19 protein-coding genes and 1 tRNA gene are annotated in these 26,668 nt (G+C 48.8%); 12 read left to right on the top strand and 8 right to left on the bottom strand.

Annotated elements, in window-relative coordinates:
- Positions 1–42: 42 nt before the first annotated feature.
- The gene (locus HHL17_RS12385; RefSeq protein ID WP_169225023.1) at positions 43–2,487 is read left to right on the top strand and encodes an MG2 domain-containing protein; all 2,445 of its coding nucleotides are present in this window, start codon (positions 43–45) and stop codon (positions 2,485–2,487) included.
- Positions 2,488–3,067: 580 nt separating this feature from the next.
- Here HHL17_RS12385 and HHL17_RS12380 read toward each other — a convergent pair.
- The 3 genes from HHL17_RS12380 to aspA form a co-directional block, all read right to left on the bottom strand.
- Positions 3,068–4,231 (bottom strand): porin, encoded by a 1,164-nt coding sequence (locus HHL17_RS12380; RefSeq protein WP_169225022.1) that lies wholly within the window; start codon positions 4,229–4,231, stop codon positions 3,068–3,070.
- A 39-nt stretch (positions 4,232–4,270) separates the two neighbouring features.
- Positions 4,271–5,611 carry an anaerobic C4-dicarboxylate transporter family protein gene (locus HHL17_RS12375; protein ID WP_169225021.1) on the bottom strand — a complete coding sequence of 447 codons (1,341 nt, stop codon included), beginning with the start codon at positions 5,609–5,611 and terminating at the stop codon, positions 4,271–4,273.
- A gap of 374 nt (positions 5,612–5,985) precedes the next feature.
- Complete coding sequence (aspA, locus tag HHL17_RS12370) at positions 5,986–7,392, bottom strand: aspartate ammonia-lyase (RefSeq protein ID WP_169225020.1); 1,407 nt, start codon at positions 7,390–7,392, stop codon at positions 5,986–5,988.
- 135 nt (positions 7,393–7,527) lie between these two features.
- Between aspA and HHL17_RS12365 the strand changes: the two genes are divergently transcribed.
- The gene (locus HHL17_RS12365) at positions 7,528–8,631 is read left to right on the top strand and encodes a lipase family protein (RefSeq protein ID WP_169225019.1); all 1,104 of its coding nucleotides are present in this window, start codon (positions 7,528–7,530) and stop codon (positions 8,629–8,631) included.
- Here HHL17_RS12365 and HHL17_RS12360 read toward each other — a convergent pair.
- Together HHL17_RS12360 and HHL17_RS12355 are read right to left on the bottom strand one after the other, a co-directional pair.
- Positions 8,628–9,170 (bottom strand): hypothetical protein, encoded by a 543-nt coding sequence (locus tag HHL17_RS12360; RefSeq protein WP_169225018.1) that lies wholly within the window; start codon positions 9,168–9,170, stop codon positions 8,628–8,630. The two genes, HHL17_RS12365 and HHL17_RS12360, sit on opposite strands and share 4 nt — an antisense overlap.
- Positions 9,171–9,215: 45 nt before the next feature.
- Positions 9,216–10,688, bottom strand: a complete 1,473-nt coding sequence (locus HHL17_RS12355) for an aminotransferase-like domain-containing protein (protein ID WP_169225017.1) — start codon at positions 10,686–10,688, stop codon at positions 9,216–9,218.
- Positions 10,689–10,777: 89 nt separating this feature from the next.
- On the opposite strand from HHL17_RS12355, the gene HHL17_RS12350 reads away from it, so the two are divergent.
- Positions 10,778–11,239, top strand: coding sequence for a carboxymuconolactone decarboxylase family protein (locus tag HHL17_RS12350; RefSeq protein ID WP_169225016.1), 462 nt, complete (start codon positions 10,778–10,780; stop codon positions 11,237–11,239).
- 164 nt (positions 11,240–11,403) lie between these two features.
- Here the strand turns inward: HHL17_RS12350 and HHL17_RS12345 are convergent, their stop codons facing one another.
- Complete coding sequence (locus HHL17_RS12345) at positions 11,404–12,609, bottom strand: hypothetical protein (protein WP_169225015.1); 1,206 nt, start codon at positions 12,607–12,609, stop codon at positions 11,404–11,406.
- Positions 12,610–13,069: 460 nt separating this feature from the next.
- Here HHL17_RS12345 and HHL17_RS12340 point away from each other — a divergent pair.
- The 4 genes from HHL17_RS12340 to HHL17_RS12325 all read left to right on the top strand — a co-directional run bounded on the left by HHL17_RS12340 (position 13,070) and on the right by HHL17_RS12325 (position 19,607).
- Positions 13,070–13,145, top strand: a tRNA-His gene (locus HHL17_RS12340).
- Between the two features lie 120 nt (positions 13,146–13,265).
- A complete protein-coding gene (locus HHL17_RS12335; protein ID WP_169225014.1) occupies positions 13,266–13,820 on the top strand; it encodes a hypothetical protein in 555 nt (184 codons plus the stop codon).
- A gap of 557 nt (positions 13,821–14,377) precedes the next feature.
- Positions 14,378–16,960, top strand: a complete 2,583-nt coding sequence (locus HHL17_RS12330) for an outer membrane beta-barrel family protein (protein WP_169225013.1) — start codon at positions 14,378–14,380, stop codon at positions 16,958–16,960.
- A gap of 166 nt (positions 16,961–17,126) precedes the next feature.
- Positions 17,127–19,607 (top strand): TonB-dependent receptor, encoded by a 2,481-nt coding sequence (locus HHL17_RS12325; RefSeq protein ID WP_169225012.1) that lies wholly within the window; start codon positions 17,127–17,129, stop codon positions 19,605–19,607.
- A gap of 59 nt (positions 19,608–19,666) precedes the next feature.
- On the opposite strand, the gene HHL17_RS12320 is transcribed toward HHL17_RS12325, so the two are convergent.
- Positions 19,667–20,320 carry a protein-L-isoaspartate(D-aspartate) O-methyltransferase gene (locus HHL17_RS12320; protein WP_169225011.1) on the bottom strand — a complete coding sequence of 218 codons (654 nt, stop codon included), beginning with the start codon at positions 20,318–20,320 and terminating at the stop codon, positions 19,667–19,669.
- Positions 20,321–20,446: 126 nt separating this feature from the next.
- On the opposite strand from HHL17_RS12320, the gene HHL17_RS12315 reads away from it, so the two are divergent.
- Entirely contained in the window at positions 20,447–22,171 is a 1,725-nt protein-coding gene (locus HHL17_RS12315; RefSeq protein ID WP_169225010.1) for a phospho-sugar mutase, read from the top strand.
- A 128-nt stretch (positions 22,172–22,299) separates the two neighbouring features.
- Positions 22,300–23,175: a DUF2279 domain-containing protein gene (locus HHL17_RS12310; RefSeq protein ID WP_169225009.1), complete on the top strand. Its 876-nt coding sequence runs from the start codon at positions 22,300–22,302 to the stop codon at positions 23,173–23,175.
- Between the two features lie 9 nt (positions 23,176–23,184).
- Here the strand turns inward: HHL17_RS12310 and HHL17_RS12305 are convergent, their stop codons facing one another.
- The gene (locus HHL17_RS12305; RefSeq protein WP_169225008.1) at positions 23,185–23,682 is read right to left on the bottom strand and encodes a phosphoribosyltransferase family protein; all 498 of its coding nucleotides are present in this window, start codon (positions 23,680–23,682) and stop codon (positions 23,185–23,187) included.
- A gap of 109 nt (positions 23,683–23,791) precedes the next feature.
- On the opposite strand from HHL17_RS12305, the gene HHL17_RS12300 reads away from it, so the two are divergent.
- From HHL17_RS12300 to HHL17_RS12290, 3 genes are read left to right on the top strand one after another with little or no spacing between them, the layout of a single operon-like run.
- A complete protein-coding gene (locus tag HHL17_RS12300; protein ID WP_169225007.1) occupies positions 23,792–25,114 on the top strand; it encodes a (Fe-S)-binding protein in 1,323 nt (440 codons plus the stop codon).
- 23 nt (positions 25,115–25,137) lie between these two features.
- Positions 25,138–25,917: a (Fe-S)-binding protein gene (locus HHL17_RS12295; RefSeq protein WP_169225006.1), complete on the top strand. Its 780-nt coding sequence runs from the start codon at positions 25,138–25,140 to the stop codon at positions 25,915–25,917.
- Between the two features lie 37 nt (positions 25,918–25,954).
- Positions 25,955–26,464, top strand: a complete 510-nt coding sequence (locus HHL17_RS12290; RefSeq protein ID WP_169225005.1) for a hypothetical protein — start codon at positions 25,955–25,957, stop codon at positions 26,462–26,464.
- The last annotated feature ends 204 nt before the right edge of the window (positions 26,465–26,668 follow it).

Genomic DNA, 26,668 nt, shown 5'->3' with positions numbered 1-26,668 from the left:
TCCTATTATTTATATCCATTATTTCGGCTCAAAATACAGTTCATGCAAGTGCACAATACCAAAAAGAGACGTCACCTGAAGTGGATGGTCCCCGCTACCCTGCTGGCCGGAGTTATGGGCGCCGTGGCGGTGATGCCGCCACCTGCCGACTGGTCAGATCATCTGGTTCAGGCTTTACAGCAATACAACAACCGCTACCCGCAGGAAAAAGTATTCCTGCATCTGGACAAAGACTACTATGCTGCCGGTGAAACCATCTGGTTCAAAGGATATGTCACCCTCCAGGGCCTTCCCTCCACACAGGCTACCAATCTGTATGTAGAACTGCTCGACAAGAATAACAACATCGTTCAGAAGAAACTGTTCGCCGTTTTCAACGCCGGCGCACCAGGCAATTTTGAACTGCCCGAAGCACAGAAGCCAGGCACCTACCAGCTGAGAGCTTATACCGCCTGGATGCTCAACTTTGACCCAGCCTTCACTTATACCCGTACCATCGAGATATTTGATCCGGCTAAAAAAGGCGGTCCGGCTGCCGACAGTACCGCTGCGGACTTCTCTGTACAGTTCTTCCCCGAAGGAGGCAACCTCATTGCCGGCCAGGCTAACACCGTGGCTTTCAAGGCTATCGACAACAACGGTTATCCTATCGAGGTAACCGGCGCCATAAAAGACCCGAAAAATACTGCCATCAAATCCGTACATGACGGGATGGGCACTTTCGAAATCACACCAACTGGCGGCTCCGATGCCTACCAGGCCGTGGTGAAAAGTGCTAAAGGCCAAAGCAAGACGTTCACCCTGCCGGCTGTTCAGACTACCGGCGCGTCGCTGAAAGTGTTCAACAAAGGCGCCCGCATTTTCTACCAGGCCGTTCCCGCCAATATGGGCGATACCGGACTGAATAAATTGGTAGTCATCGCACAAATGGGCCAGCAGCTGGTCTACAAAGCCCTCCTCGATGTATCGGAAGGCCGTATCAGTGGCTTCATTCCGGCCGATAAACTACCCAGCGGCATTCTCCAGATAACGCTGTTCGGCAATAACGGCGCCCCGCTCGCAGAGCGGCTAGCCTTTATACGCAACAACGACCGCATGGAAATGGACGTACTGGAATCTGATGTAGCCCGCGAGCCGCGCAAGAAAAGCACTTTTGTGCTGCGCCTCCCGGACACGCTGCAATCCAATATATCCGTGGCTGTTACAGACGCCGATGCGGTACCTGTTGATAAAAACGCGGCCGATATCGTGTCTACCCTGCTCCTTACTTCCGATATCAAAGGATATGTATACAATCCCAACTGGTACTTCCGTGACACCAATCCCACTACCCTGCAGGCTCTTGATCTCGTGATGCTGACCAACGGATGGCGCAGGTTCAGCTGGGAAAAGATCGCTAAAAATGAATTCCCGGATATCCGTTACCCTTACGAACAAGGTGTTACCGTAAAAGGTATCACCACCGGTGTTAGCGGCAGGCCTATCGTCGGCGGTAAGCTGGACATGATCATCAAACTGCCTGTGGACAGTTCTTCCATGTTCGCATCTGCACCGATCGATGAAAAAGGTCAGTTTAACATCGCTAACATGGTGTTCCCGGATACAGCCTACATCTACTACCAGGGTAGCGATGCCAAAAAGAGCAAAGATGTAAACGTGAAGTTTGATATCCATTTCTTTGACCGCGCTACACAGGTAAAAATCCCTTATCCGCTGCGCGTACCGCCTGCGGTTGACAACAGCTCCCTGAAACTGTTCCTCGCCACAGCTGCGGAAAGCAATAAGGTAAACCGCGCCATCAACAATAAAACGGTATACCTGCAGGAAGTAAATGTGAATGCGAAAAAAATCAAACCGGAAGAAACCACCGAAAAACGATATGCTTCCGGCATGTTCTCCGGTGGCGATGGGTATAGTTTTGACCTCACCAAAGAGAATCCTACCGCCTACAACATCTTCCAGTATCTCCAGTCCAAAGTGGCCGGCTTACAGATCACCGGTGACCTCAGCAACCCAAGCCTCTCCTGGCGCGGTGGCAAACCAGGCCTCTACCTCAACGAGATGCAGACCGACATCAGCATGCTGAGCACCCTGTCAATCAATGATGTGGCGTTGATCAAAGTATTCCGCCCTCCTTTCATGGGCGGCTTCGGCGGCGCTAATGGCGCGATCGCCGTATACACCAAAAAAGGTGGCGATAATCCACCTGCCAACGACCCGTCTATCAAAGGTTTCCAGCTGTATAAAAAAGCAGGTTATGCCGTCGTGAAAACCTTCTATTCTCCGGATTACTCTGTGAAAAAAGAAGTACATGCCCTGCCCGACAAACGCCTGACACTCTATTGGAATCCCAATTTGGCGGTTGACACCCTGACACATACTGCTAAAGTGGAGTTCTATAACAACGACTTCTCCAAACGTTTCCGTGTAGTGGTACAGGGTATTACAGACGAAGGAACAGTAGGTAAGCTTGAACAGGAATTCTAATAACGATATAAAAATATCATCAAAGCAGCGGGGATTGCCTCGCTGCTTTTTTATTTCCCAGGACTAAAGCCCTGGGCTACGTTGTGGTTCAGGTTTGTAAGGATTAAAGAAGTTGCAATGGAAGGAATGGGTGCTATGGAGATAAAAGAGGCAATAGATATGATAAGAAGCAACGGAAATGATGGGAGACAGTAGGAAGATGACAGGAAGTATGGGGATGATAGTACGCAATGGGAAGATAATAGGGATAATAGGAATAATAGGGGTAGCAGGAACATTGGAATAATGGAATAAGGAAGGCAATGAGCACAACAGCTACAATGTCTATAACGGCTACAATAATTGCAAATGCCAGAAGAACGCAACAACATAACTCAAGGCTTAGCCCCATAAAACCCAGGTACAGAAACAAAACCCCTTATCAATAATGGACCTCAGCAATAAAAGAACCTGAACCACAACGTAACCCAGGGCTTTAGCCCTGGGAACGCGAACGGAACGCGAATGGGAACGCTGAACACGGAACGCCGAACACGGAACACAAACACAGAACACAAATGTGAGCGAGACACGCCATTCCTCACAAGATCAGCAGCGGCGTAATAAACCCTATCGAAAACCGGTAGGTATCATCATTCACCAGTCCGAATTTCGTTTGTGCATAATCGGTATACCGGTATACTCTGCCTACCATGTTCAGAAATATTTTCAGGTCATATTTATCGAAGGGGTATACCTCGATGGCTGGTACATATCCCCAGGCCGTACGTAGTTTTCTGTCTTTGTTGGGATCAGGGTTACCATTCCAGAAAGCGAAATCCACGAATCCGGTGGCCGTCAGGTGTACTATTCTGTTCAGGCGGACATCGGCTCTCAGCCAGTGGCTCATGTAGGTGACACCTTGTGCTGCTTTCATATTGGGTATCCACTTGGAGACAATGAACTTACGGTCCAGGTTTTCCATACTGAGTTTAAAATCATAATCCAGTTTAAAGTTGCGTAGTATCAGCGAGTTGCCCAACGCGATATAACTCATGTACTGGTGGGTAGCTTCTTTAAAAATGCTGTAGGACCAGATGGCGGTTACCTTTCCGTCGAACAGATGGCCGCGCCAGTTGATCACCGCAGCAAAGGGAAATTTGCTTTCATAAATGCCCGGAATAGAATCGTATAATTCCTTAAAGGTTTTGGTGCGGCTGTTGAGCAGCTGAAAGGTAAATTCATGGTTGTTATTGGGAATGTATCCTACACCGGCGCCGGACAGGAAGTTGTCCGAGTTTTCGATGATATCTGAGTATTCGTAGATCTGTATGGGGTTATCGTCAAATTCCACGCCGCCCCAGTCGGCGCAAAGTTTACCGGCATATATTTTCCAGTGTTCGTTGGGATCGAACCGCAGATAGGCCAGGTCTGTGGAGCGGCTGATATTATCTACTGACTGGGTTTCCGGATCACGGGTGTAGCGGTCACGGAAGCGGAAGTAGAGTTTGTCGAGCACTTTACCTTTTATCTCCAGCCGGAACTGTTCATTAACAAAGCGGGAGCCGGTATAGGTACCTTTATCAAACTCGTTCCGGAAAGCGTAGCGCATATTCGCGATAAAGTCTACGTTATTCAGCAACGCCACCTTGTTAATGGGAATGAGGGGTTTATAGAGCGTATCTTTCTTCGATTCCTGGTGCTGTGCTATTGCAGCAAGCGGAAACAACATCATGCAGGCTACCAGCCAATTGCGGATATGCATAAAGGTTAAATTTGGGAGTTAAAGAAAAAATATGGTCGTCTATAACAGGATGCCGGCCAGAAAGAACCCGGCGGCAACGGATACGGCTACACTGACAATCCCGGGAATCATAAAGCTATGGTTGACCAGGTATTTTCCGATATGGGTACTACCGGTGCGGTCAAAGTTAATGGCCGCCAGCAGGGTCGGATAACCTGGCAGAACAAAATCCCCGTTAACAGCAGGGAACATGGCTACCATGTGCGCCGGCAGAATGCCGAGGGACATTCCCAGCGGCATGAGGGCTTTGGTGGTAGCAGCCTGACTGAATAGTAAAATGCTCAGTATGAACAGGGCAATGGCGAATGTCCAGGGGGCTGCCCGGACCATATTGCCCAATGTGCTCTCAATAATACCGGTATTGGTTTGCATGAAGGTGGCGCTCATCCATACCACCCCGAAGATGGACACTACCGCCTGGGCGCCGGAGTTAAACAGGCTGGCTTTGGCCACAGCAGCGGCCGTGGTACGGCAAAGCAGCATAATGGCAGCAGCGGCGGCCAGCATCACCAGTTCTATGACCGCAGCCATTTTAATATGCCCGGTAGTATCTACGGCCATATTGCTTTTCCCTTCTCCAAAAGAAGGCAGCAAATTGGGGAAAGCACCTACCAGTACAATCAACAATACCGCCAGCCCGAATATCAGCACCGATACTTTGGCGCCCGGCAACAGCGGGGCTTTGTTTTCCTGAACGTCTGTTTCTATACTGGCTGCAAACTCAGGGTCTTTCATCTTCTCCAGGAACACCGGGTCTTTTTCCAGCTCTTTGCCTTTCTTCCAGCATACCACTACACCGGCCAGCGTACCAAGGATAGTGGCCGGGATACATACCCGCAGGATATCCAGCAGCTGAATTTTTCCGCTGAGGATGGTGAGCAACGCAGCCGTGGCGGCCGAAATAGGACTGGCTGTAATGGCCAGATGCGACGAGATCACCGAAATACTCAGCGCACGTTCCGGCCTTATTTTTTTCTTGGTGGATACTTCCGCTATAATCGGTAACAGTGAGTAGGTAATATGGGCCGTACCGGCAAAAAGGGTAAAAAAATACGTGACCAGCGGCCCCAGTAAAACGATCAGGGAAGGTTTGCTCCGCAATATTTTCTCTGCCAGCCGCACCAGGTAATCCATCCCCCCGGCAGCCTGCAAAGTGGCAGCGGTAGTCACCACCGCCAGAATGATCAGCATCACATCTATCGGCGGATCGGCCGGCCGCATGCGGAAAATAAAGATATAAACCGCCAATGCCACCATACCCATCACCCCAAGACCAATGCCTTTCATACGGGCTCCCACCAGGATAGCGGCGAGTAATATTGCGAACTCTAACCAGATCATATAAAATAATATGTGCTGCTGAAGATAATTAAAATCGATAGAAAATTATAGTCTATAACCGCACACTATTTTACACCCTCCCTAAAGTATTCTTGTTTGCCAACTGTATACAATGTCTCTACAATACCGCATGGCACAAATTAAAACAGCGGCGATATATTGAATGGTTATTACTATTCCTGATAATGGTTATAACGAATATCGTGGTTACATAGCCGGTGCCACACAATAATGTAGCACCAGCTTTTATTGTAAGCCCTGTTTCGGGGCACATCTCTCTATCGATCTGTCTTATGTTATATTATTCGCACAAATCATCAAAATATCACAGCTGCACCCCTATTATTCGTAAAAAATTGGTGCGTCATCAACGGTTAACGGTTGATGAACTGCGGCCTGATCATATTATCAAACGTAAAGATCTCGTCCCATTTCTCCTGGGTGATCAGTTTCTTTTCTTTCACGGCGATATCATGCACAGACTTCCCGGTTTCCAATGCCTCACGGGCTATGCTGGCAGATTTCTCATACCCCAGTATCGGATTCAGCTGCGTCACAATACCGATGCTGTTCATCACCATCTGTTTGGTATGTTCAGCATTGGCAGTGATGCCCAGGATACATTTCTCACGCAGGGTGCGGCAGGCATTGCCCATATAAGTGATCGCGGTAAACAACGCGAAAGATATCACCGGCTCCATGACGTTCAGCTGCAGTTGACCCGCTTCCGCGGCCATGGTCACGGTCAGATCGGCGCCAATAACATAATAGGCGGTCTGGTTCACCACTTCGGGTATCACCGGGTTCACCTTGCCCGGCATAATGGAAGATCCCGGTTGCATCGGCGGCAGGTTGATTTCGTTGAGGCCTGCCCGTGGTCCGGATGACAACAACCGCAGGTCATTACATATCTTGGACACCTTCACGGCTGTACGTTTCAGTACGCCGGAAAGCTGCACATAAGCACCGGTATCATTCGTCGCTTCAATCAGGTTCTCCGCCAGCTTCAGGTCCAGCCCGGTTACTTCACACAGGTACTGGGTCACCAGCTCTGCATATCCCTCCGGCGCATTCACTCGGGTACCAATAGCGGTAGCGCCCATATTAATTTCCGCGATCAACCGCTTGCTGCTGTCTACCCGGGAAAGCTCCTCCTTCAGGTTGATAGAGAAGGCATGAAACTCATCACCAAGGCTCATCGGCACGGCATCCTGTAACTGGGTACGGCCCATTTTCAATACGTTCTGGAACTCTTTTCCCTTGGTATCAAAAGCATCGGCCAGCTTACCCAGCTCTTCTTTGTAAGCGGTCAGCTTCAGGATCAGGGCTATACGAAAAGCTGTAGGATAAGCGTCGTTGGTGGACTGAGAGCAGTTTACATGATTATTGGGGTGGCAGAATTCGTACTCCCCTTTCTGTTTGCCCATCATCTCCAGGGCCACATTGGCAATCACCTCATTGGCATTCATATTCACGGAGGTACCCGCTCCACCCTGTATCAGGTCACTCAAAAACTGATTGTCAAACTCACCGCTGATCACACGGTCACTAGCCTTGATAATATATTCTGCGATATTTTTGTCCAGCACTCCCAGATCCCGGTTGGCCATAGCAGCCGCCTTTTTCACATACCCCAGGCTCTTTACGAAGATAGGCTCCACTTTCAGCGGAATACCGGTGATATGAAAATTCTCTAACGCGCGAAGGGTCTGAATACCATAATACACATCCTGTGGTATTTCTTTCTCTCCCAGGAAATCGTGTTCTATTCTCTTGGACATAAATTTTAATTTAAGGCCGGAAGTTAAACGCTTTTAGAACAACATAATACTCATAATTGTTGTAGTTTCATCTAAAGAATTTTCGTTACACTGTTGTTCTATTCGTAAATCATAATTGGCAATTCGTAAATTATCATGATGTTTCGCATTTCACTGGTTTCTTTTCTATTTTTATTTTTCACAGGAAATGTCCTCTGCGCCCAACATCTCGTACCACATTTTGATCCCCGGGAATACCATCAACTGCTGGACCTCAGCTCCCTGCAACGCGACACATCCCTGGACCAAAGCAATGCCAAAGCACCTGAAAATTTCCGTATCGTATATCGTTCGCCGGAAGTAGGCCTTAAAAACCGCTGGGAACTATGGATCAACCGCAGCCGGGGCCTCGGCGTGATCTCCATCAGAGGCACTAACGGTACCGCCACCTCCTGGATGGAAAATTTCTACGCGGGCATGATCAGTGCTAAAGGAACACTGCAATTGAATGACAGTACCACCTTTACGTATAAACTGGCGGAAGATGATAAGGCTTTTGTACACGCCGGCTGGCTGCTGGGCTTCGCTGCCATGGCGCCGGACATGCTACAACAAATTAACCGGTACTATCAGGAAGGCATACACGAATTTATCATTTTCGGACATAGCCAGGGCGGTGCTATTGCTTTTCTGGCACGCTCTTACTTTCAGTACCTCGATGGCATGCCGAAAGACATTGTCTTCAAAACCTATTGCAGCGCCGCTCCCAAACCGGGTAACCTGTTCTACGCATATGACTATGATTATATTACCCGCGACGGATGGGGCCTACGGGTGGTTAATGGGCGGGACTGGGTTCCGGAAGTACCTTTCTCGATACAAACACCAACAGATTTTAATGCGATCAACCCTTTCGCTAATATCAAAAAAGCTTTCCGGCAACAGAAATTTGCGGTACGGGTGGGCCTCTCCTATATGTACGGACGCCTCAACAGGCCGGCCAGAAAAGCCAGCCGCCGCTTTCAACGGGTGTTGGGCAAAATGGTGTATGGCCGCGTAAAAAAGGTAATGCCGGAGCATAACCGGCCTGTATTTGTCAACAGCCATAATTATACCCCGGCAGGTTCGCCGGTCATCTTATATCCGGTAAAAGGATACGATGAAAAATTTCCGTTTGATGGTAAAAATATCTTCGTGAACCACTCTATCGATGCTTACCGCTGGCTCCTTGACCATATTTACGATACCGGCAAACACTAGTCGTTGCCGGACTTTTCGCCGGTAAACCAGTGCTCTTTTTCTTTAAACAACACATTGAAAGTAGTAAGCGATCCGTAAATACGGGTGATGTACTGTTGCAGGTTGATCTTTTCTTCGTCGGTCAATACTTTATGACTGTTGATATTCTGTTCGAGTACACGTAAACGGTCACGCAACATCACGATCTTATGAAAAAACGTCTCGATCGGCAGTTCTTTGGCCTTCAGGGTAGTGTCGCCCGGCTGCAGCACCATGGTGCCGTTCTTCCAGCGATCGCCCAATGGCACCACTTCTGTAACGCCGCCCCATAAACGGAGTATCTTCAGTAAAGACGTCTCCAGGTCCGATGCCGTTTCTACTTCGGCGGTCTGGTTCTCAGCGACCAGGACTTCAAACAGCGGGTCTGTTTTATCGATCATTTTGATGCCATGGTCCATAAAAGTGACCCGGTATTGTGCATATTTAACACCTACGATAACGCCCGGACCAAAATGTGCGTGTTGTACTCTTGACCCCACGCCCAATGTCAGTTCTTCCATGTGCTGATATTTTTTGTATCAAACTTACTCTTTTCAGACAAAAGATCATTCGCTTTTAAGGATCTTTTCGAGGATGCCTACTGCTTTAGTCAGCTCCCTGTTGTTCAGCGAAGCGAATCCAAAACGGATCGCATTCAAAGGCTTCGTACCATACCCGTACTGCTCACCGTTGCTCATGCTGAGCCCCATGGAAGCAGCCTTCACCGCCACCTGCGCCAGCGGGTAGCGCCGATGGAAAGTCAGCCAGGTGGCCATGCCACCGGTAGGTTCGGTAAACTGTACCCTGTCGCCCAGGCGGCTTTGCAGCAGTTGTGAGAGATGGTCGCGGCGCTCATGATACAGCTTATTCGACTTTTTCAGGTGCCTGTCGATAGTGCCGTCTCCCAACAGGGCTGCCAGCGTTTCATCTGACAGATTATCGCCCTGGAGGTCCATCAGTTTGCGCAGCCGTGCCATTTCATCGAGGAACGGGGCCGGCGCCACGAGGAAGCCGCTGCGGATAGAAAGTCCCAGCAGCTTGGTGAAAGAGCCGATATATATCACATTGCCGCCGTGGTCTCCGGCTGCCAGCGGCAATATAGGCGCAGAGCTGTAGTGGTAGTCGTAATCATAATCATCTTCCAGCACCGCCAGCCGATGCGTACGGATAATATCCAGCAGCCGCATTCTGCGTTCTGCGCTCAGCGTAACAGTGGTAGGATGATGATGGTGCGGTATCACGTACAGCATCTTCACTTTGTGGGTGCGGCAGAGTTGCCCTACCGCTTCCACATCGATACCGTCCGCATCTACCGGCACCAGCAGCAGGCGTGCGCCCAACTGTTCAAAACACAAGTCCGCATAAAAATAATTGGGGCTTCCCACGATGACATAATCGCCTTTTTTCAGGATCAGGGCAGCTGTCAGATAGATGGCCATCTGCGCGCCGCGAGTGGTCATCAGGTTGTCTGTCGACAGTGTAAGCCCTCTTGTATGCGTCAGATAGCGGGCCAGTTGCAGCCTCAGGTGCGGGCTTCCCATCGCTGATCCATAAGTCAGCCGTTGATGGTAACGGGGCCGGCGGACCAGTGCACGGCTCTCTTTCAGCCACGCTTCCAGCGGCGCTTCCCGCATATCTGCAAAACCATCGTTGATGATCAGCTGACCGGCCGGCGCCAGATCATGCCGGGAAGTAACCACAAAAGGGATGCTGTTGAAAGAAAACGTAGGTCCGTAACCGTAAGGAGACACCGGCGCCTGAAAAGAGCGGGGCTTAATATCCGGCAGGTTGGTAGCCACCATCATGCCTTTCCGTGGAATAGCCGTGGCCCAGTCCTGGCTCACTAACTCGTCATAGGCCGCCACGATGGTTTTCCGGTGCAGGCCCAATTGTAGCGCCAGCACGCGGCTGCCTGGCAATAACAATCCCGGCTTCAACACACCTTCCCGTATCAGGCTGGCGAAGCGGTTAGCTATCTGCTGATATACCGGCTGCCGGGCTTCCCGGTCAATTGTGATCAATGTTTTGTACGGTAACATCTGGACTATCTGTCGATTTAAATCTGGACTATTTAAATAGTCCAGGCAAAGCTAATTTTACCTTATCAATAATGCAAAAAACAATCGTGATGAAAGAAAGATTTTTCATGCAGGAGGTACAGCCTGAAGCATTCAAAGCCATGATGGCGATGGAAAAATATATCACCACCACACCTATTTCCCCGTTGCACCGCGAAATGATCAAAGTAAGGGCTTCCCAGCTGAATGGCTGCGCCTATTGTCTTGACAAGCACGCTGCCGATGCGCTTCAGTCCGGCGAAACAGCACAACGCCTGCTGCTGCTTAGCGTATGGCGTGAGTCGCCACAGTTCACCGAAGCGGAAAGGACCATACTGGCGATGACGGAAGAGGTGACGTTTATCAGTCAGCAGGGGCTGACAGCAGAGACTTATAACAAAGCACTGGCCTGCTTCGGCCTGGAAACCACAGCCCAACTCCTGATGCATATTATCTGTATTAACGCCTGGAACCGTATCGGCATCGCCACGCACCGGATACCGGGCCAACATTATCCAACTACTGCAAAATGAGAACGGTAAAAACTGCCACTTAAAATTTAGCTATTCGGTTATTTGATCATTTGGTCATTTAACGGGGCCTCACAAACATCCCAATAAACAAATAACCAAATATCCAAATAAAAAAGCAGCGAAGGCAGGTGCCTTCGCTGCTTAAAAACATCACAACAAAAAAACTATTCCTTTACCTTGTTCAGGAAAAATGATAGCTTGAACAATAGTTCATCCGATAGGCCTGCTCTCAGTTTAGCCTCATCGTCGGTGATACCCAGGCGGCGCAGCCGCTGATAATAGACGTAAGAACCGCCGATGAGCTCCAGGCATTCTTGTATTTTACGTTGCACCTCTGCCTCTTTGGTGCGTTTTTCATATTCTTTTTTAGTCAGTATTTTGTCCACAAAGTAGAAGTTGTCTTTGTCTTCCACCCATTTATTGCCTTCGCGATGTTGTGGCTTATATACTTCAAGATAACAATTATCCAGCTTTAAAACGTCACCAAATTCTGCCCGTATATCAATAACCGTTGGTTTTTCCGCAGCAGGATTGGCCAGCCGCTTTTTGATGTGGTTGCTGATTTCCATGCCCAGCTCATCACTGCTCATGAGGATCTGGTTCAGTTCGGAAAACTCCAGGCCAATAGTTATGCGGGTATATCCCCTGCCGCTTTTGATTTTACCAAAAAGGCTGGGGGTGGTATGCTCATCAAAAATGATGTCTTCCACCTGCACCTTGGTAATGGTTTTATAATCGGGCTTATAGCCTTCTTCCGCCGGTGTTGGGCGTTTGTTGACCAACCGCGCTGTTTCCTGGCGACGGCTGTGCTGAACATAATCATCGATGAAACGCAGCTCATGTTTTTTCAGCTTGGTGTACAACTCATGGTGAGAGTAATTGTTCATCTTGCTTAGCACAGCAAGATCATTCCAGCTGTGGAAGTGCTGCATTTTCTTCAGTTCTTCCAGGATGTCTGATGCCGCCATATTACGGCGGTAATATAATTCTCCTATCAGAAAGAGGGCATATTCCTGCGGCGGATAACCCAGTTCGGGCAATAAGTCGTAAGGGCTGCGTTTCTGGTCACGCGCCTGCTCCAGCAGGTCTACGTCTGACATCACCGGGGCCAGCAGGTATTTACGGGCTGCCGACCGCAATTTCTTGCTCACATAATCCAACAGCTGGTCACTCACCTGGCTGTGATGTACAAAGTCATGCAGAATCTGCACAAAGCGGCGCGATGTGGGTAATCCAAACTGTGTGAGAATATCATTTTCCAGGTCCAGCACCTCCTCTTTCGCAGGCTCCTCTTTGCCAGGTTTTACCTTCTGCTCCATCTGCTGGTAACGCTGATAATACTCCTGTAACTTCAATTTAAGCTGATCCATAATATATATACTATTAATTATTAAACTAGTTCACGTTCGACAGCCAGTTTCAGGGGGAATTGTCATTTTTTCATTGTTTTGTCATCCGGGCTAACATATTTTTCCCCTATGGTCATAGAATCACCTGAAATCAGGGTATTCCGTAAGGCCATCAACCAAGCATGCTGCTGATTTTCAATAACTTAATAAAATGGGAATTATAATGGGAAGTGCGCAAATATACGGTTTTTGATACAGTGCACAAAGCCTCAAAATGCCTTCTGGCGCGGATTACATTAGCATATAATAACAAGCATCGAAGGGATAAAATGTACTGCAATGATTATCATATCACTCCCTATTTTTTCGTGATATATAACTTTCTGAAAAAAAAATTTGAAAAGTATTTGGAATTTCAAAAAGCTTTGTGTTATCTTTGCACTCCCAACAACGAAGAAACACACGTTGGACGGGACAAAACGGTGATTGTAGCTCAGTTGGTTAGAGCATCAGATTGTGGTTCTGAGGGTCGGGGGTTCGAGACCCCTCATTCACCCGAAAATGAAAAAGGCTTCTTAAACAGAAGCCTTTTTTCGTTTTACCCTATTTCATTTTTGATTCAGAAATTCAGTCAAGGGAAAGTATCTTCGCAACATTGTAAATAACATTCCGATTCAATGATTTATCTGATACCCATTATAACCGCCCTGCTTGGCTGGACCATCCATCACCTGGCAGCACACACGCTCTTCACGCGCATCCTTCCGGCCCGCCAACAAGCCCTCGCCCAACAACTGGGTGCTTTCGCCGGTCAACAGCTCTCTTTCAGCACCATCAAATCCAAACTGACAGATCCGGAGAAAATAAAAAATATCATTCCGCTGGTAGAAGCACATCTCGATACTTTCCTGCGCGAGAAACTTCCAAAGGCCATGCCCGTACTCTCCATGTTCATTGGTGACAGCATCGTAAACCAGATCAAATCACACCTCGTGGCAGAACTGGACACACTCTTCCCTGTGATGATCAACCAGTACCTCGACAACGTGGAAAAAGACCTGAACATCGAAAAGATGGTGACCGAAAAAATAGCCGGCATCTCTGCAGAACAATTACAACAAATCAGCCAGCAACTGTTGGGCAATGAAATCAAAAAATTCAAACTGTTGGGCGCTTTCACCGGTTTTATTGCTGGTATTGTAGCCGTGATATGTATGCATTTGTTTATGTAGAGATTTAGGAGCTTTTGTTTCTGTTATTTTATTCGGATAATTTCAAACCACATCAGGATTAAAAAACAGATGGTTTTATCCGATGGAACTAAATACGGAACATCTTTTTAAACCCACTTAAAAAAGTATCAGTTTATAACTCGCCTCGGGCCGGGTTACCAAAGGGATGCGTATAGGATGCCTAAAGCATACCAGAAGGATAGCAGAAGAAATCCCCTGTGAAGATATGTAAATCAGGTAGTTATACGCATATAAAAAACGATAATATGGGGCAGAACTGCACAATTCTGATGGTATTTAAACAAGAGTGCTTGTTTTGGAAAAGGCGGCCTGCTTTATGTTAGTCATTTACCCCTGCCCCGTCGGAATCGAGCCCCCGCGCACTGTTAACTACTGTTAACCTGCGACATTTGTTAACTACTGTTAAGACCTTTTACCGGTCTTTTTTTCAACTTCCTGCGGGAAAAATTCCATTCATCACAATATCCGACCATTCACCACTACCCACCGATACATTTGCTGAAATCTGACAAAGCGTGCAGATAAAAAACAGCAGGATGAAAAAACGGTACATCGTACTCGCCGGCATTTTAATGTGGCAGGTACAGTCCTTCGCCCAGGCCCCGGCTAACGGAAGACCAGCGGCAACACAAAACGGACAAGGCGCAAAAGCAAGGCCCGACATGCCACAGATAGGCAGGCTTTACGGAAAACTGATAGATGCTTCCAGCGGGAAACCCATTCCTTACGCTTCTGTAGCCCTGCTACGGCAGCGTGATTCTTCCGTGGTGACTGGCATGCTGACCAAACCCAATGGGGAATTTAACCTGGAAAGCCTCCCCTTCGGCCCTTTTATTGTACGCATCAACTTCATGGGCTACACCGGCCTTCAGAAAAAAATATCCATCACGCCACAAACCACAGAACAGGACCTGGGCAACATTAAAATGCAGCCCAACGTCAAAACCCTGCAGGGCGTGGAAGTGACCGGCCAGAAAAGCGCTTTCACCATGGGCATCGACAAAAAGGTGTTCAACGTGGAACGCAACCTGACCAGTGTAGGCGGTACCGCTACTGATGTATTGAAAAACATCCCATCCGTAAACGTAGACCTGGACGGCAACGTCAGCGTACGCAATGCGGCCCCCAATATTTTTGTAGATGGCAAACCCTCTACTCTCACCCTCGATCAGATACCCGCTGACGCTATCGAAAGCGTGGAACTGATCACCAACCCCTCTGCACGTTATGACGCGGAAGGCATGTCCGGTATCCTTAACATCATCCTGAAGAAAAACCGCAAAGCGGGCTTCAATGGCTCTGTACAGGCAGGTATCGGCACCGGTAATAAATACAATGCCGGCGGCAACATCAATATCCGTCAGGGTAAATTCAACGTGTTCGCCAACTATAACATCAACGCCAACAGAAACTGGGGAGAAGGCACCACTTCCCGCAGCAATTACAAAAGCGGTGGTGTGGCAGACACCAGCTTCCTCCTGCAAAACAGCAACAGCACCAGCAAACCGCTGTTCCAGTTTGGCCGCTTCGGCGCCGATTACCAGATCGATAACCGCAACAACATCTCGCTGTCACAGAACATTGTAGCAGGCGACTTCAAAAACAATGAAGATCTCCTCAGCACGTTCTCCAACGGCCAGCACGGTATCACCGGCCTTAGCGACCGTAAAAACAACAACCAGTTCAACTTCCGCAACTACACCACAGCACTGGGTTTCAAGCACACCTACGCCAAACCTAACAAGGAATGGACTGCCGATTTCAACTACAACAGAAGTTCCAATAACCGTGACGGTGACTTTGTCACACAGGCCCGGAACCCGCAGGGCGCCCCTATCGGACAGCCACTGACACAAACCAATACCACCGCCGGCAAAACCACTTTCATCACCATTCAGACAGATTACACCAACCCGGTAGGTAAAAACGGTAAACTGGAAGCCGGTGCCAAAGTCACGCTGCGCGACTATACCAGCGATTACCAGGTACGCGATAAAGACACCATCAGTGGTAACTTTATACCAAACGCCATGTTGTCTACCGCCTACAAATACAACGAAGAAATTTACGCAGGCTACGCGAACTTCTCCAATACCATGGGCAACTTCGGCTATCAGGCCGGTCTGCGTGTGGAGCAGTATGTATACGCAGGAGAAAATAAAGGCGTAGAATATAAACCCACCAAAGCAGTACCCGGCTTCTTCCCGAGTGTATATCTCTCGCAGAAACTCAAACATGAGCAGGAATTACAGCTCAACTATTCCCGTCGTGTGAACAGGCCGAACTTCTTCCAGCTGATACCCTACCGTGATTACAGCGACCCGCAGAACCAGCGGGAAGGTAATCCCAACCTGAAGCCGGAATACATCAATAGCCTGGAGTTTTCCTATGCTAAAAACTGGAAAAACGCCAACCTGTTGGGAAGCATCTACTTCCGTAATGTCAACAATATGATCTCCACCATCAGCACGCCTATTGGCGCAGATACGCTGCTCACCCAGTTTATCAATGCCAACAGAAGCAATTCCTACGGCGCGGAGATCACGCTGAAAAACCAGATCATCAAGGGATGGGACCTTACTTCCAACCTGAACCTGTATCAAACAGACATGAAGGTGAACAGCAACGGTCAAAACTTCAACAACAGCGGTTTCAGCTGGCTCGCGAAGATCAATTCAGAAACCAAACTGCCCGCTAATTTCACGTTACAGGTAACCGGCTCCTATCAGGCGCCTACCATTGCGTTGCCGTCTTCCGGCGGTGGCGGCGGTGGTGGTGGCCGTGGCGGCGGAGGTGGTGGTTTTATGATGATCCCTACATCATCACAGGGTACCATCAAAGGCTTCAGCACCGTGGATGTGGCTGTGCGTAAAGACTTCCTGAAAAACAAAGCGGCTTCGCTCACGCTTAGCCTGTCGGATGTTTTCAACACGCGCCAGTATGAGCTGAACCAGGCTACGCCCGCTTTCGCACAGGATTATATCCGTAAGCGCGAATCCCGTATCCTGAAGCTCAACTTCAGCTACCGTTTCGGCAAGTTTGATACTTCCCTGTTCAAAAAGAAAAAACAGAATAATAACAACGACATGCAGATGGGTGACCCGATGCAAAGTTTCTAGTTAATAAAGAGGGTGAATGCAAAACCACAGCCGGCAGGAAGCGCCTTGTGCCCCCGCCGGCTATCTTTTTGAATATACCATTCATCCCAATTCGTCAACATTTTAAACACCGCCAATTATTTTTATAGTCATAGATCAGCCAGAATAAAGGATGCTAACATTACGGATGCTAAGATTAATTGCAGGGGCAACCCTGTTGTTTGCTATTGTGCCTAACCTTTACGCACAAACGCCGGAAGGCGCACCGGTGAAAATGACCGGTAAAGTAGCAGACGCCGTCACCGGCAAACCGGTGGAATATGCCTCAGTGGTATTGCTCCGCCAGGCCGATTCCTCCATGGTTACCGGTATGTACACCACACCCGCAGGCACTTTCGCTTTTAATACAGTCGTTCCCGGTATTTATGTGCTGCGCGTTACTTTCATGGGTTATGAGAAGCTGGAAAAAGCAGTGAAGGTAGCTGCCGGGAAACCCGCGTTTGCCGGCACCCTGCGCCTGCAAACAGCTGGCAAGGTGCTGAACGCGGTGGAGATCAAAGCGGAAAAACCCGCGTTCTCCATGCAGATAGACCGGCAGGTGTTCGACGCCGGCAGCATGATCAATGCAGAAGGCGGCACCGGCACAGACATCCTGAAAAATATTCCCAGTGTGGATGTAGACATCGATGATAATGTGACCCTGCGTGGTAAAAGCGTGACCATCTATGTAGATGGCAAACCATCCCCCTTCGGAGATGCTAAAACAGCCCTGCAAATGATTCCCGCCGAAAGCATCGACCGGGTGGAAGTCATCAACAACCCCTCCGCCAAATTTGAAGCACAGGGCGGCGGCGGTATTATCAACATCGTCCTGAAAAAAGACAAGGCCATTGGATATAACGTAATGTTCAACGCCGGCGTAGCCACCCGCGGCCAGGTCAATGGCAGCGCCAATGCCAGTCTGCGTATGCGCCGTTTTAACTTCTTCGGCAACTACAACGCCCGCTACGAATCCATCGGCGGCAGCGGCTACAGCTACCGGCAGAACCTGGTGCCCGACAGCAGCAGCACCACCTTCTTCTCCCAGGACAGCCGCAACAACAACCGCAACGGCAACAACGGCGGCCGTTTCGGCTTCGACTACTTCCTCGATGACCACAACACCTTCACCATCGCGGAAGGCCTTAACCATAACTTCAACAGGAATGAAGATGACATCTTCCTGAATTATCTCGATGATCAAAAACAAACACTCCGCAATGGGGAACGGCATAATACCAGTCGCAATGACGGCTATAACAACAATACCAGCCTGAATTACAAACGCACTTTCAAAAAACAGAACCAGGAACTGACTGCCTATATCAGCTATAGCGGCAACCGTGCCGGCAGTAACAGCGATTACCGCACACAGTACCAGAAACCGGGACTGGACACGCTTCCCAATCCCAACTGGCAACAGAATACCGGCAAAAACGGGAACCGCTTCTGGAACCTCCAGTCAGACTACACCATGCCCCTCGGTAAAAAAGGAAAGCTGGAAGCAGGTGTAAAAAGCACTTTCCGGTATATCAGCAACGACTATACGGCCATGCTGTACAACTGGGATATAAAAGATTTCCGTAAAAGCAACCAGCTGTCCAACCAGTACGACTATGAAGAAGATATCCACGCCGGTTATCTCAACTTCGCCAATGCCATTGGCAATCTGGGGTACCAGGTAGGAGTACGTGCCGAACAGTCTTTCCTGAAAGGCTATTCCTACACCCGTGACACGACGGTGGACAACAAATTTTTCAATCTCTTCCCCAGCGTGTTCCTGAAGTACAACATGCCTAAAAACCAGAACCAGAGCCTGGTATTCAACTATTCCACCCGTATAGACCGGCCCAACTTCGACCAGTTGCTGCCATACATTAATAACTCCGACCCGCAGAATATCCGCACCGGCAACCCGGAGCTGAAGCCTGCGTTGTCGCATAAGTTTGAAACCAGTTATTCCGTCTATTATCCCAAGTCCAATAACTATTTCAGCGCCAGCACCTACTATGCGCAGACCAATGACAACATTGACCGTATCAGTACGCTGGACACCGTAACGGGCGTTACCACCACCAAACCCATGAACCTGGCCACGCAGCAGAATATTGGCGGCAACGTGTCTTACAGCCTTAATATTTACAAATGGTGGAAAGTCAATGCCAACCTGAACCTGGAATATAACCGGCTTACCAGCACAACGCTCAATAATGAGAATTTCAGTTATGGACTGAACGCCAATACACAGTTCAGGCTGCCTTCCCGCATCAGCATAGAACTGAGCGGACATTACCGCTCTCCCAGGATACAGCCGCAGGGCACCTTCCGGGCGATGAACGGTATTGATCTCGGGGTGCGTAAGGAAGTACTTAAAAACAGGGCGCTGGTGATAGCGCTGAACGTTTCCGATTTACTCAATACCCAACAGTTCAGCTCCCACTACGAAACACCGGTGTTTATCCAGGACTATGACCGTAAACGCACCACCCGCTTTATCCGCCTCAACATACGGTACCGTTTTGGCAAAATGGACCCTAATCTCTTTAAAAAGAAAAAACACCAACAGCAGGAAGAAGAAGAAAAGCCACAGGAAGAAGAAGAGAAGCCCAAAGAGCGGGGAAGATTATAATAGCAAAGCCCCTGTTGATTGTCAACAGGGGCTTTTATTATGATTCAATAATCATCTGTTTATTTTTTACCTGCCAACATAGGCACAAAGGAGAAGTTATCAAACAGCTCCTGTTCCGTTTCCGTATCGCTGATTTTGGTGATACGCAGCATCCGCTGTACCTCCTGGCCGCCTACCGGGATCACCATCTTACCACCGATTTTCAATTGCTGGACCAGCTTCTCGGGGATATGTGGCGCTGCCGCAGTCACCAACACCTTATCAAACGGCGCATAGGAAGGCAATCCTTCGTAGCCGTCACCGTAAAACAGGCGCAGATTGGGGTATTTGCTTTTAAAAGGAAAGGCTTTTACCTGGTCGAACAGGCGTTTCTGCCGTTCAATAGTAAAAACGTTCAGTTTCAACTCCGCCAGCACACACGCCTGGTAGCCGCTGCCGGTACCGATCTCCAGTACCTTTTCAAACGGCCGGGATTCCAGTAACTGCGTCTGATAGGCTACCGTATAAGGCTGGGAAATCGTTTGCCCCTCTCCGATAGGAAAGGCCCTGTCATCATATGCGATGCTCTCGAAAGCCGTATCAAGGAAAAAATGCCGGGGAATATTGCCGATAGCCGCCAATACGTTTTCATCAGTAATACCTTTCTGACGGATACTATCAACTAGCTGTTTGCGTAATCCTTTTTGTTTATAAGTATCTTCATACCGCCTCATAGTGCAAAATTAACCATTACCTACGATTTTCAATGATTTTGCCCGGGCGGAATTTCCCACATTCGTTTTTTTATTTTTACTTTACAGCCTGGCCGGGCTATAAAGGCCCCGAAAAACAACACGATTATGGATATAAATATTCAAAACAAAGTATCGCAATGGCTCAACGGTAACTATGACGCCGAAACCATTGCCACACTGAAAAAGATGCAGGAAGGCAACCCCGATGACCTCAATGACGCTTTTTATCGTAATCTCGAGTTTGGTACCGGAGGATTGAGAGGAATTATGGGCGTAGGTACCAACCGCATGAATAAATATACCGTCGGCATGGCCACACAAGGCTTTGCCAACTATCTGAAAAAGACGTTCGATGGCGAAGTGAAAGTGGCCATCGCACACGACAGCCGCAACAATTCCCGCTTTTTTGCTGAAACCGTGGCCAATGTATTTGCGGCCAACGGCATTAAAGTGTTTCTCTTTGAAAGCCTCCGCCCCACGCCGGAGCTCTCTTTTGCTATCCGTCACCTGCAATGCCAGGGCGGCGTGGTACTCACCGCTTCCCACAACCCGAAAGAATACAACGGTTATAAAGCCTACTGGAACGATGGCGCCCAGCTGGTGCCCCCGCACGATAAGAACGTTATCCGTGAAGTAGAAAACATCCTCTCCCCTGATGATGTAAAATGGAGCGGCGGAGAAGCCAATATCACCCTCATCGGTAAAGAAGTGGATGAAGCCTACCTGAAAGAATTACAGGGGCTGTCCATCAATCCGGAGATCAACAAACAACAGCACGACCTGAAGATCGTTTATACGCCTATCCATGGCACTGGTATCACCATGGTACCGGAAATACTGCAACGCTTCGGCTTCACCAATGTGAACATCGTAGCCGAACAGTCTACGCCTGACGGCAATTTCCCGACCGTGGTATATCCTAACCCGGAAGAGTCTGAAGCCCTGAGCCTTGGCCTGAAGAAAGCCAAAGAACTGGATGCAGACATCCTGCTGGGAACAGACCCCGACGCTGACCGTGTAGGCATTGCCGTGAAAGACCTGAAAGGCGAATGGGTATTGCTCAACGGTAACCAGACCGGCGTACTCCTGTTCAACTACATCGTAGAAGGCCGCCGCAGAAAAGGGTTGCAAAAACCGAACGACTTTATCGCGAAAACCGTGGTAACGTCCGACCTCATTGACGTTTTTGCCGCTAAAAACGATATCAACTGCTATAATACCCTCACCGGTTTTAAATGGATCGCAGACCTTATCCGTCGTAAAGAACCACAGGAAACGTTCATCTGCGGCGGAGAAGAGTCATATGGTTATATGATCGGTAATAATATCCGTGACAAAGACGCTATCTCCTCTGTGGCCATGATCTGCGAAATGGCAGCTTTTGCGCGCAGCCAGGGCAAGTCCTTGTATGAACTGCTGGTGAATATCTACGTCCAGTACGGTTATTACAACGAGTACCTGATCTCTATCACTAAAAAAGGAATGAAAGGTGCAGATGAAATCGCTGAAATGATGCGGGGCTACCGTGAAAATCCACCAGCCACCATCAACGGCTCCCCTGTGGTAACGCTGTACGACTACCAGTTACAACAGGTGAAAGACATCAAAACAGGCGAAATCAAACCACTCGACCTGCCTAAATCCAATGTGCTGCAGTTTGTACTGGCCGATGGCAGCAAAATCTCTGCCCGCCCGTCCGGCACCGAGCCCAAAATCAAATTCTATTTCAGCGTGAATGCCCCCCTGAACAGCGTGGCCGACTTCGATGCTGTTACTGCCGGTCTCGACAAAAAGATCGAAGGTATCATCACCGATATGCAACTGAAGTAATAAAACATATTCCTATCATAACATTCAAAAAGAATACTGCCCGGTCAACCTTCCTCCCGCGCGGAGGAAGGACCCTGGCGGGAATTCTTCTCCTGCTGATTTCCCTGACTGCACCTGCCCAACAAAAGGTGGCATTCTTTTCATTACCGGATACCACTATCAAAGAAAGAGTATGGATACTCTCCGGCACTACCGCCGCCATCTATGGTAGCGGGCTGGCGGTACTCAGCACCGCCTGGTACAAAGGTTATCCCCGCTCCTCCTTTCACTTCTTCAATGATGCAGGGGAATGGAACCAGATGGACAAAGCCGGACATATTTTTGCTGCTTACTTTGAAGGTAAATACAGCCGGGAAATGTGGAGATGGTCTGGCCTACCGCGTAAACAACAAATCTGGATCGGTGGCCTCAGTGGATTTGCCTATCAGTCAGTCATAGAAGTACTGGACGGGTTCTCGGAAAAATGGGGGTTCTCGTGGAGCGATATGGGAGCCAATGCTATCGGCTCCGCCCTGCTGATCAGCCAGGAGCTGGCATGGGACGAGCAACGGATACAGCTTAAATTCTCGGCTCATCCTAAAAGCTATCCGGAAGGCCCTGTCCGGGAGAAAGCGGACCAGCTCTTTGGTCACACCTTCTGGGAAAGAACGCTGAAAGATTATAATGCCCAAACGTACTGGTTATCGGTCAACCTGCATTCCTTCAACAAAAATTCCACCTGGCTGCCCCGCTGGCTGAACATTGCCGTTGGTTATGGTGCAGAAGGCATGTATGGAGGAGACGACAATACATGGACAGATGCACACGGCCAGTTCCACGACTACACCCATGTTCGCCGTGTCCGGCAATTTTACCTGTCGCCCGATATTGATTTCACCAAAATCCGCAGCCGTAAAAAAGGCGTGCGCGTATTGTTCCAGGTGCTGAACATGATGAAATTCCCCGCCCCTGCCCTTGAAATCAATTCATTGGGCAACGTGAAACTGCATCCCATCTATTTTTAACAGAAAAGCTTATTCAAAATAAGCAGCGATGATGTCTTCCCCCTGCATCTCCACCAATACCATGTCCTGTAAGGTAGTGGCGAGGGAATAACCCACAAAATCAACAGACAGCGGGAAAGATTTATGCCGGCGGTCTACCAGCACAGCTGTTTGTATTTTCTTAGGGAGGTAAGCCAGCAGCGGCTTCAGGGCATATAGCATGGTACGGCCGGAGTTGGCCACATCGTCTACCACTACTACTACCTTATCATTAAAATCGATGTCTTCAGAAACTTTTACTTCATCCGGATGTTGTTTGTCCAGATGCAGGGATATGATCCTGGTTTTCAACGGAGAGATCTGTTCCAGTACAGCCGCTATCTTACGGGCTACCACCATACCTCTGTCCCAGATACCGGCAAGAATGATTTCTGTGCCGTCGCTGTTCAGTTCATAGATCTCGTAAGCGATCCGTTCAATTTTTTTCTGGATGATATCCTGTGTAAGAATAATGTTCCTGCTTTCCATAGGCGCAAAAATAAGAAGTTCAGTTGTAGGAAGATGCTTTTAATAAAAATTTCCCCTTCAAAAGCCGGGAACCAAAAAAGACATAAATTAGGGAGTCAAATCTAAGATAATGCGAATTGTACAAGAGTTACTGTTTATTATTGCCTTCGGGATGGCAGTATACCTATTTTCCACGAAAGTGCGCCAGATAAGGCGGAATATCCTGCTGGGGCGCGACAAAGACCTCAATGACCACCCGGACCTGCGCTGGAAAAACTTACTGTTGCTGGCTTTCGGCCAGAAAAAAATGTTCCGTAACCCATTGGTCGCCGTGCTGCACTTTTTCGTGTATGCAGGCTTTATCATCATTAATCTGGAGATCCTCGAGATTATTCTGGACGGGATACTGGGCACGCATCGTTTATTCGTTCCCGTATTAGGGGGACTGTATCCTGTGCTGATCGGTGCTTTTGAGGTGCTGGCCGTGCTGGTGATGCTGGGCTGTATTGTCTTCCTGGTACGCAGGAACATCCTGAAGCTCCGGCGGTTTATCAGCAAAGACCTGAACGGATGGCCGCGTTCCGACGCCAATTACATCCTCATCACAGAGATTGCGCTGATGTTCCTGTTCCTGACCATGAACACTGCCGATCAGCAGATGCAGCTACGCGGCAGCGAACATTATATCGCTACCGGCAATTTCCTGGTCACCGGCAGCCTGGCTTCCATCTTCAACCACATGTCAGACGGCACCCTGATAGCCATTGAGCGTACCTGCTGGTGGCTGCATATACTGGGTATCCTGGCGTTTCTTAACTATCTGCCTTATTCCAAACATCTCCATATTATACTGGCTTTTCCCAATGCCTACTATGCCAGCCTGGAGCCTGCAGGCGAAATGGAAAATATGCCTGCCGTACAGAAGGAAGTACAGCTGATGCTGCAGCCTGAGCTGGCCGCCAATGAGCCTGCCCCGGAAGGGATACCTAAGTTCGGCGCCAAAGATGTGTTTGACCTTACCTGGAAAAACCTCCTGGACGCCTACAGCTGCACCGAATGCGGCCGCTGTAGCGCTGCCTGTCCGGCTAACATCACCGGCAAAGCCCTTTCTCCCCGTAAAATCATGATGGACACCCGCGACCGCGCAGAAGAAGTAGGCCGCAATATCAATAAAAACGGCGCTTTCACCGATGACAGCAAAACGCTGCTGCGTGATTATATCACAGAAGAAGAGCTGCGTGCCTGCACCACCTGCAACGCCTGCGTGCAGGAATGCCCGGTGAGCATCAGTCCACTCGATATCATCCTGCAACTGCGCCGCCACCTGGTGATGGAAGAGTCCAGCGCTCCCGCCGAATGGACCGGCATGTTCAGCAATATCGAAAACAACATGGCCCCCTGGAAGTTCAGCATGGACGACCGCGACAAATGGGCCACAGAAATGAATCAATAACGAAAAGCTAAAAGCGAAGAGCTATGCAGATAAAGACAATGGCTACATATGCCGCCAACGGGGAAACACCGGAAATACTGTTTTGGGTAGGTTGTGCTGGCAGCTTCGATCAGCGGGCACAAAAGATCACCAAAGCATTTGCCACTATTCTCGATAAAACAGGCGTGCAGTTTGCCATCCTTGGCAAAGAAGAAAGCTGTACCGGCGATCCAGCCAGAAGAGCAGGCAATGAGTTTATCTTCCAGATGATGGCACAAAACAACATACAGCTGCTTAATATGTATGGGGTAAAAAAAATCGTGACCGCCTGCCCGCACTGCTTCAATATCCTGAAAAATGAATATCCTGCCCTCGGCGGTAATTATGAAGTGATACATCATACCACCTTCCTCCAGTCGCTGATCGATGAAGGAAAGATCAAAATGAAAGAGGGCGGTGTCTTCAAAGGCAAAAAAATCACTTATCATGATTCCTGTTACCTTGGCAGAGGCAATAATATTTATGAAGCGCCCCGTAAAGTGCTGGAAACCCTCGATGCCGAGCTGGTGGAGATGAAACGCTGCCGCAGTAAAGGCCTTTGCTGTGGCGCCGGTGGCGCCCAGATGTTCAAGGAAGAAGAAAAAGGCACTACCCGCATCAATTTTGACAGAGGCCATGAGGCCGTAGATACCGGCGCCTCCGTCATAGCCGCCAACTGTCCTTTCTGTATGACCATGCTGACGGACGGGGTGAAAGAAACCGGTAAAGAAGACGAAGTAAAGGTGCTGGATATTGCAGAGCTGATTGCGATGAATATGGAATAAGGACACATACGACGACTAATTGACTTAAATTTGCATCATGAATATACAAGACATCAATCTCCCTTCCGGGTTTTCTCCGGCTTCGAGGGTTTGGATATATCAGAGCAACAGACCATTCCATGAGCAGGAGATCAAAGAAATAGACGAACAGCTGTTACAATTTACCGAACAGTGGAACGCCCACGGTGCGCCTGTAAAGGGCTGGGGCCGTGTGGTGCTGGGCCAGGTGGTGATATTGATCGCAGACGAAACAGATACGACCGTTAGCGGTTGCAGTACCGATAGCTCCGTGCGGGTCATCAAAAGCATTGAAAAACAGTACAATGTGAATATGTTTGACCGCCTGCTGCTTGGTTTTATTGTGAAAGGCAAAGTGCAACTGTTGCCCATGGCCCAGCTGGGTTATGCGATGGAGCAAGGGTTTATCGATGAGAACACTCTCTATCTCAATAATACCGTACTGACCAAAGCAGATCTTGACACCAAATGGCTGGTACCGCTGAAGGACAGCTGGCTGAGCGCGAAAATTACACGCAAAGCAGTATAAATCTGCCGGAAGGCAAAAAGAATTTACATAAGAGCGAAGGCAATAGATTTTTTATAAACTATTGTTTTCGCTCTTATTACATATTATAAAATTAACGAAACAGGAGAAAATCAACGAATTGACCGGATGCATCTTTCTTTGTATGCTTTGCAGAACTCCTTAGCATGCCTTGCGTGATGACATTCTGTCATTTTTTCCGTTTTA

This window comes from Chitinophaga fulva (genome assembly GCF_012927205.1).
In the GTDB taxonomy this organism is placed as follows: domain Bacteria; phylum Bacteroidota; class Bacteroidia; order Chitinophagales; family Chitinophagaceae; genus Chitinophaga; species Chitinophaga fulva.
This window is presented reverse-complemented; position numbering and strand designations above follow the sequence as displayed.

Bases quoted from the DNA above. Each gene is read 5' to 3' on its own strand.
- HHL17_RS12385 (WP_169225023.1), top strand. From the start codon at position 43: ATGCAAGTGCACAATACCAAAAAGAGACGTCACCTGAAGTGGATGGTC.
- HHL17_RS12380 (WP_169225022.1), bottom strand. From the start codon at position 4,231: ATGCATATCCGCAATTGGCTGGTAGCCTGCATGATGTTGTTTCCGCTT.
- HHL17_RS12375 (WP_169225021.1), bottom strand. From the start codon at position 5,611: ATGATCTGGTTAGAGTTCGCAATATTACTCGCCGCTATCCTGGTGGGA.
- aspA (WP_169225020.1), bottom strand. From the start codon at position 7,392: ATGTCCAAGAGAATAGAACACGATTTCCTGGGAGAGAAAGAAATACCA.
- HHL17_RS12365 (WP_169225019.1), top strand. From the start codon at position 7,528: ATGATGTTTCGCATTTCACTGGTTTCTTTTCTATTTTTATTTTTCACA.
- HHL17_RS12360 (WP_169225018.1), bottom strand. From the start codon at position 9,170: ATGGAAGAACTGACATTGGGCGTGGGGTCAAGAGTACAACACGCACAT.
- HHL17_RS12355 (WP_169225017.1), bottom strand. From the start codon at position 10,688: ATGTTACCGTACAAAACATTGATCACAATTGACCGGGAAGCCCGGCAG.
- HHL17_RS12350 (WP_169225016.1), top strand. From the start codon at position 10,778: ATGAAAGAAAGATTTTTCATGCAGGAGGTACAGCCTGAAGCATTCAAA.
- HHL17_RS12345 (WP_169225015.1), bottom strand. From the start codon at position 12,609: ATGGATCAGCTTAAATTGAAGTTACAGGAGTATTATCAGCGTTACCAG.
- HHL17_RS12335 (WP_169225014.1), top strand. From the start codon at position 13,266: ATGATTTATCTGATACCCATTATAACCGCCCTGCTTGGCTGGACCATC.
- HHL17_RS12330 (WP_169225013.1), top strand. From the start codon at position 14,378: ATGAAAAAACGGTACATCGTACTCGCCGGCATTTTAATGTGGCAGGTA.
- HHL17_RS12325 (WP_169225012.1), top strand. From the start codon at position 17,127: ATGCTAAGATTAATTGCAGGGGCAACCCTGTTGTTTGCTATTGTGCCT.
- HHL17_RS12320 (WP_169225011.1), bottom strand. From the start codon at position 20,320: ATGAGGCGGTATGAAGATACTTATAAACAAAAAGGATTACGCAAACAG.
- HHL17_RS12315 (WP_169225010.1), top strand. From the start codon at position 20,447: ATGGATATAAATATTCAAAACAAAGTATCGCAATGGCTCAACGGTAAC.
- HHL17_RS12305 (WP_169225008.1), bottom strand. From the start codon at position 23,682: ATGGAAAGCAGGAACATTATTCTTACACAGGATATCATCCAGAAAAAA.
- HHL17_RS12300 (WP_169225007.1), top strand. From the start codon at position 23,792: ATGCGAATTGTACAAGAGTTACTGTTTATTATTGCCTTCGGGATGGCA.
- HHL17_RS12295 (WP_169225006.1), top strand. From the start codon at position 25,138: ATGCAGATAAAGACAATGGCTACATATGCCGCCAACGGGGAAACACCG.
- HHL17_RS12290 (WP_169225005.1), top strand. From the start codon at position 25,955: ATGAATATACAAGACATCAATCTCCCTTCCGGGTTTTCTCCGGCTTCG.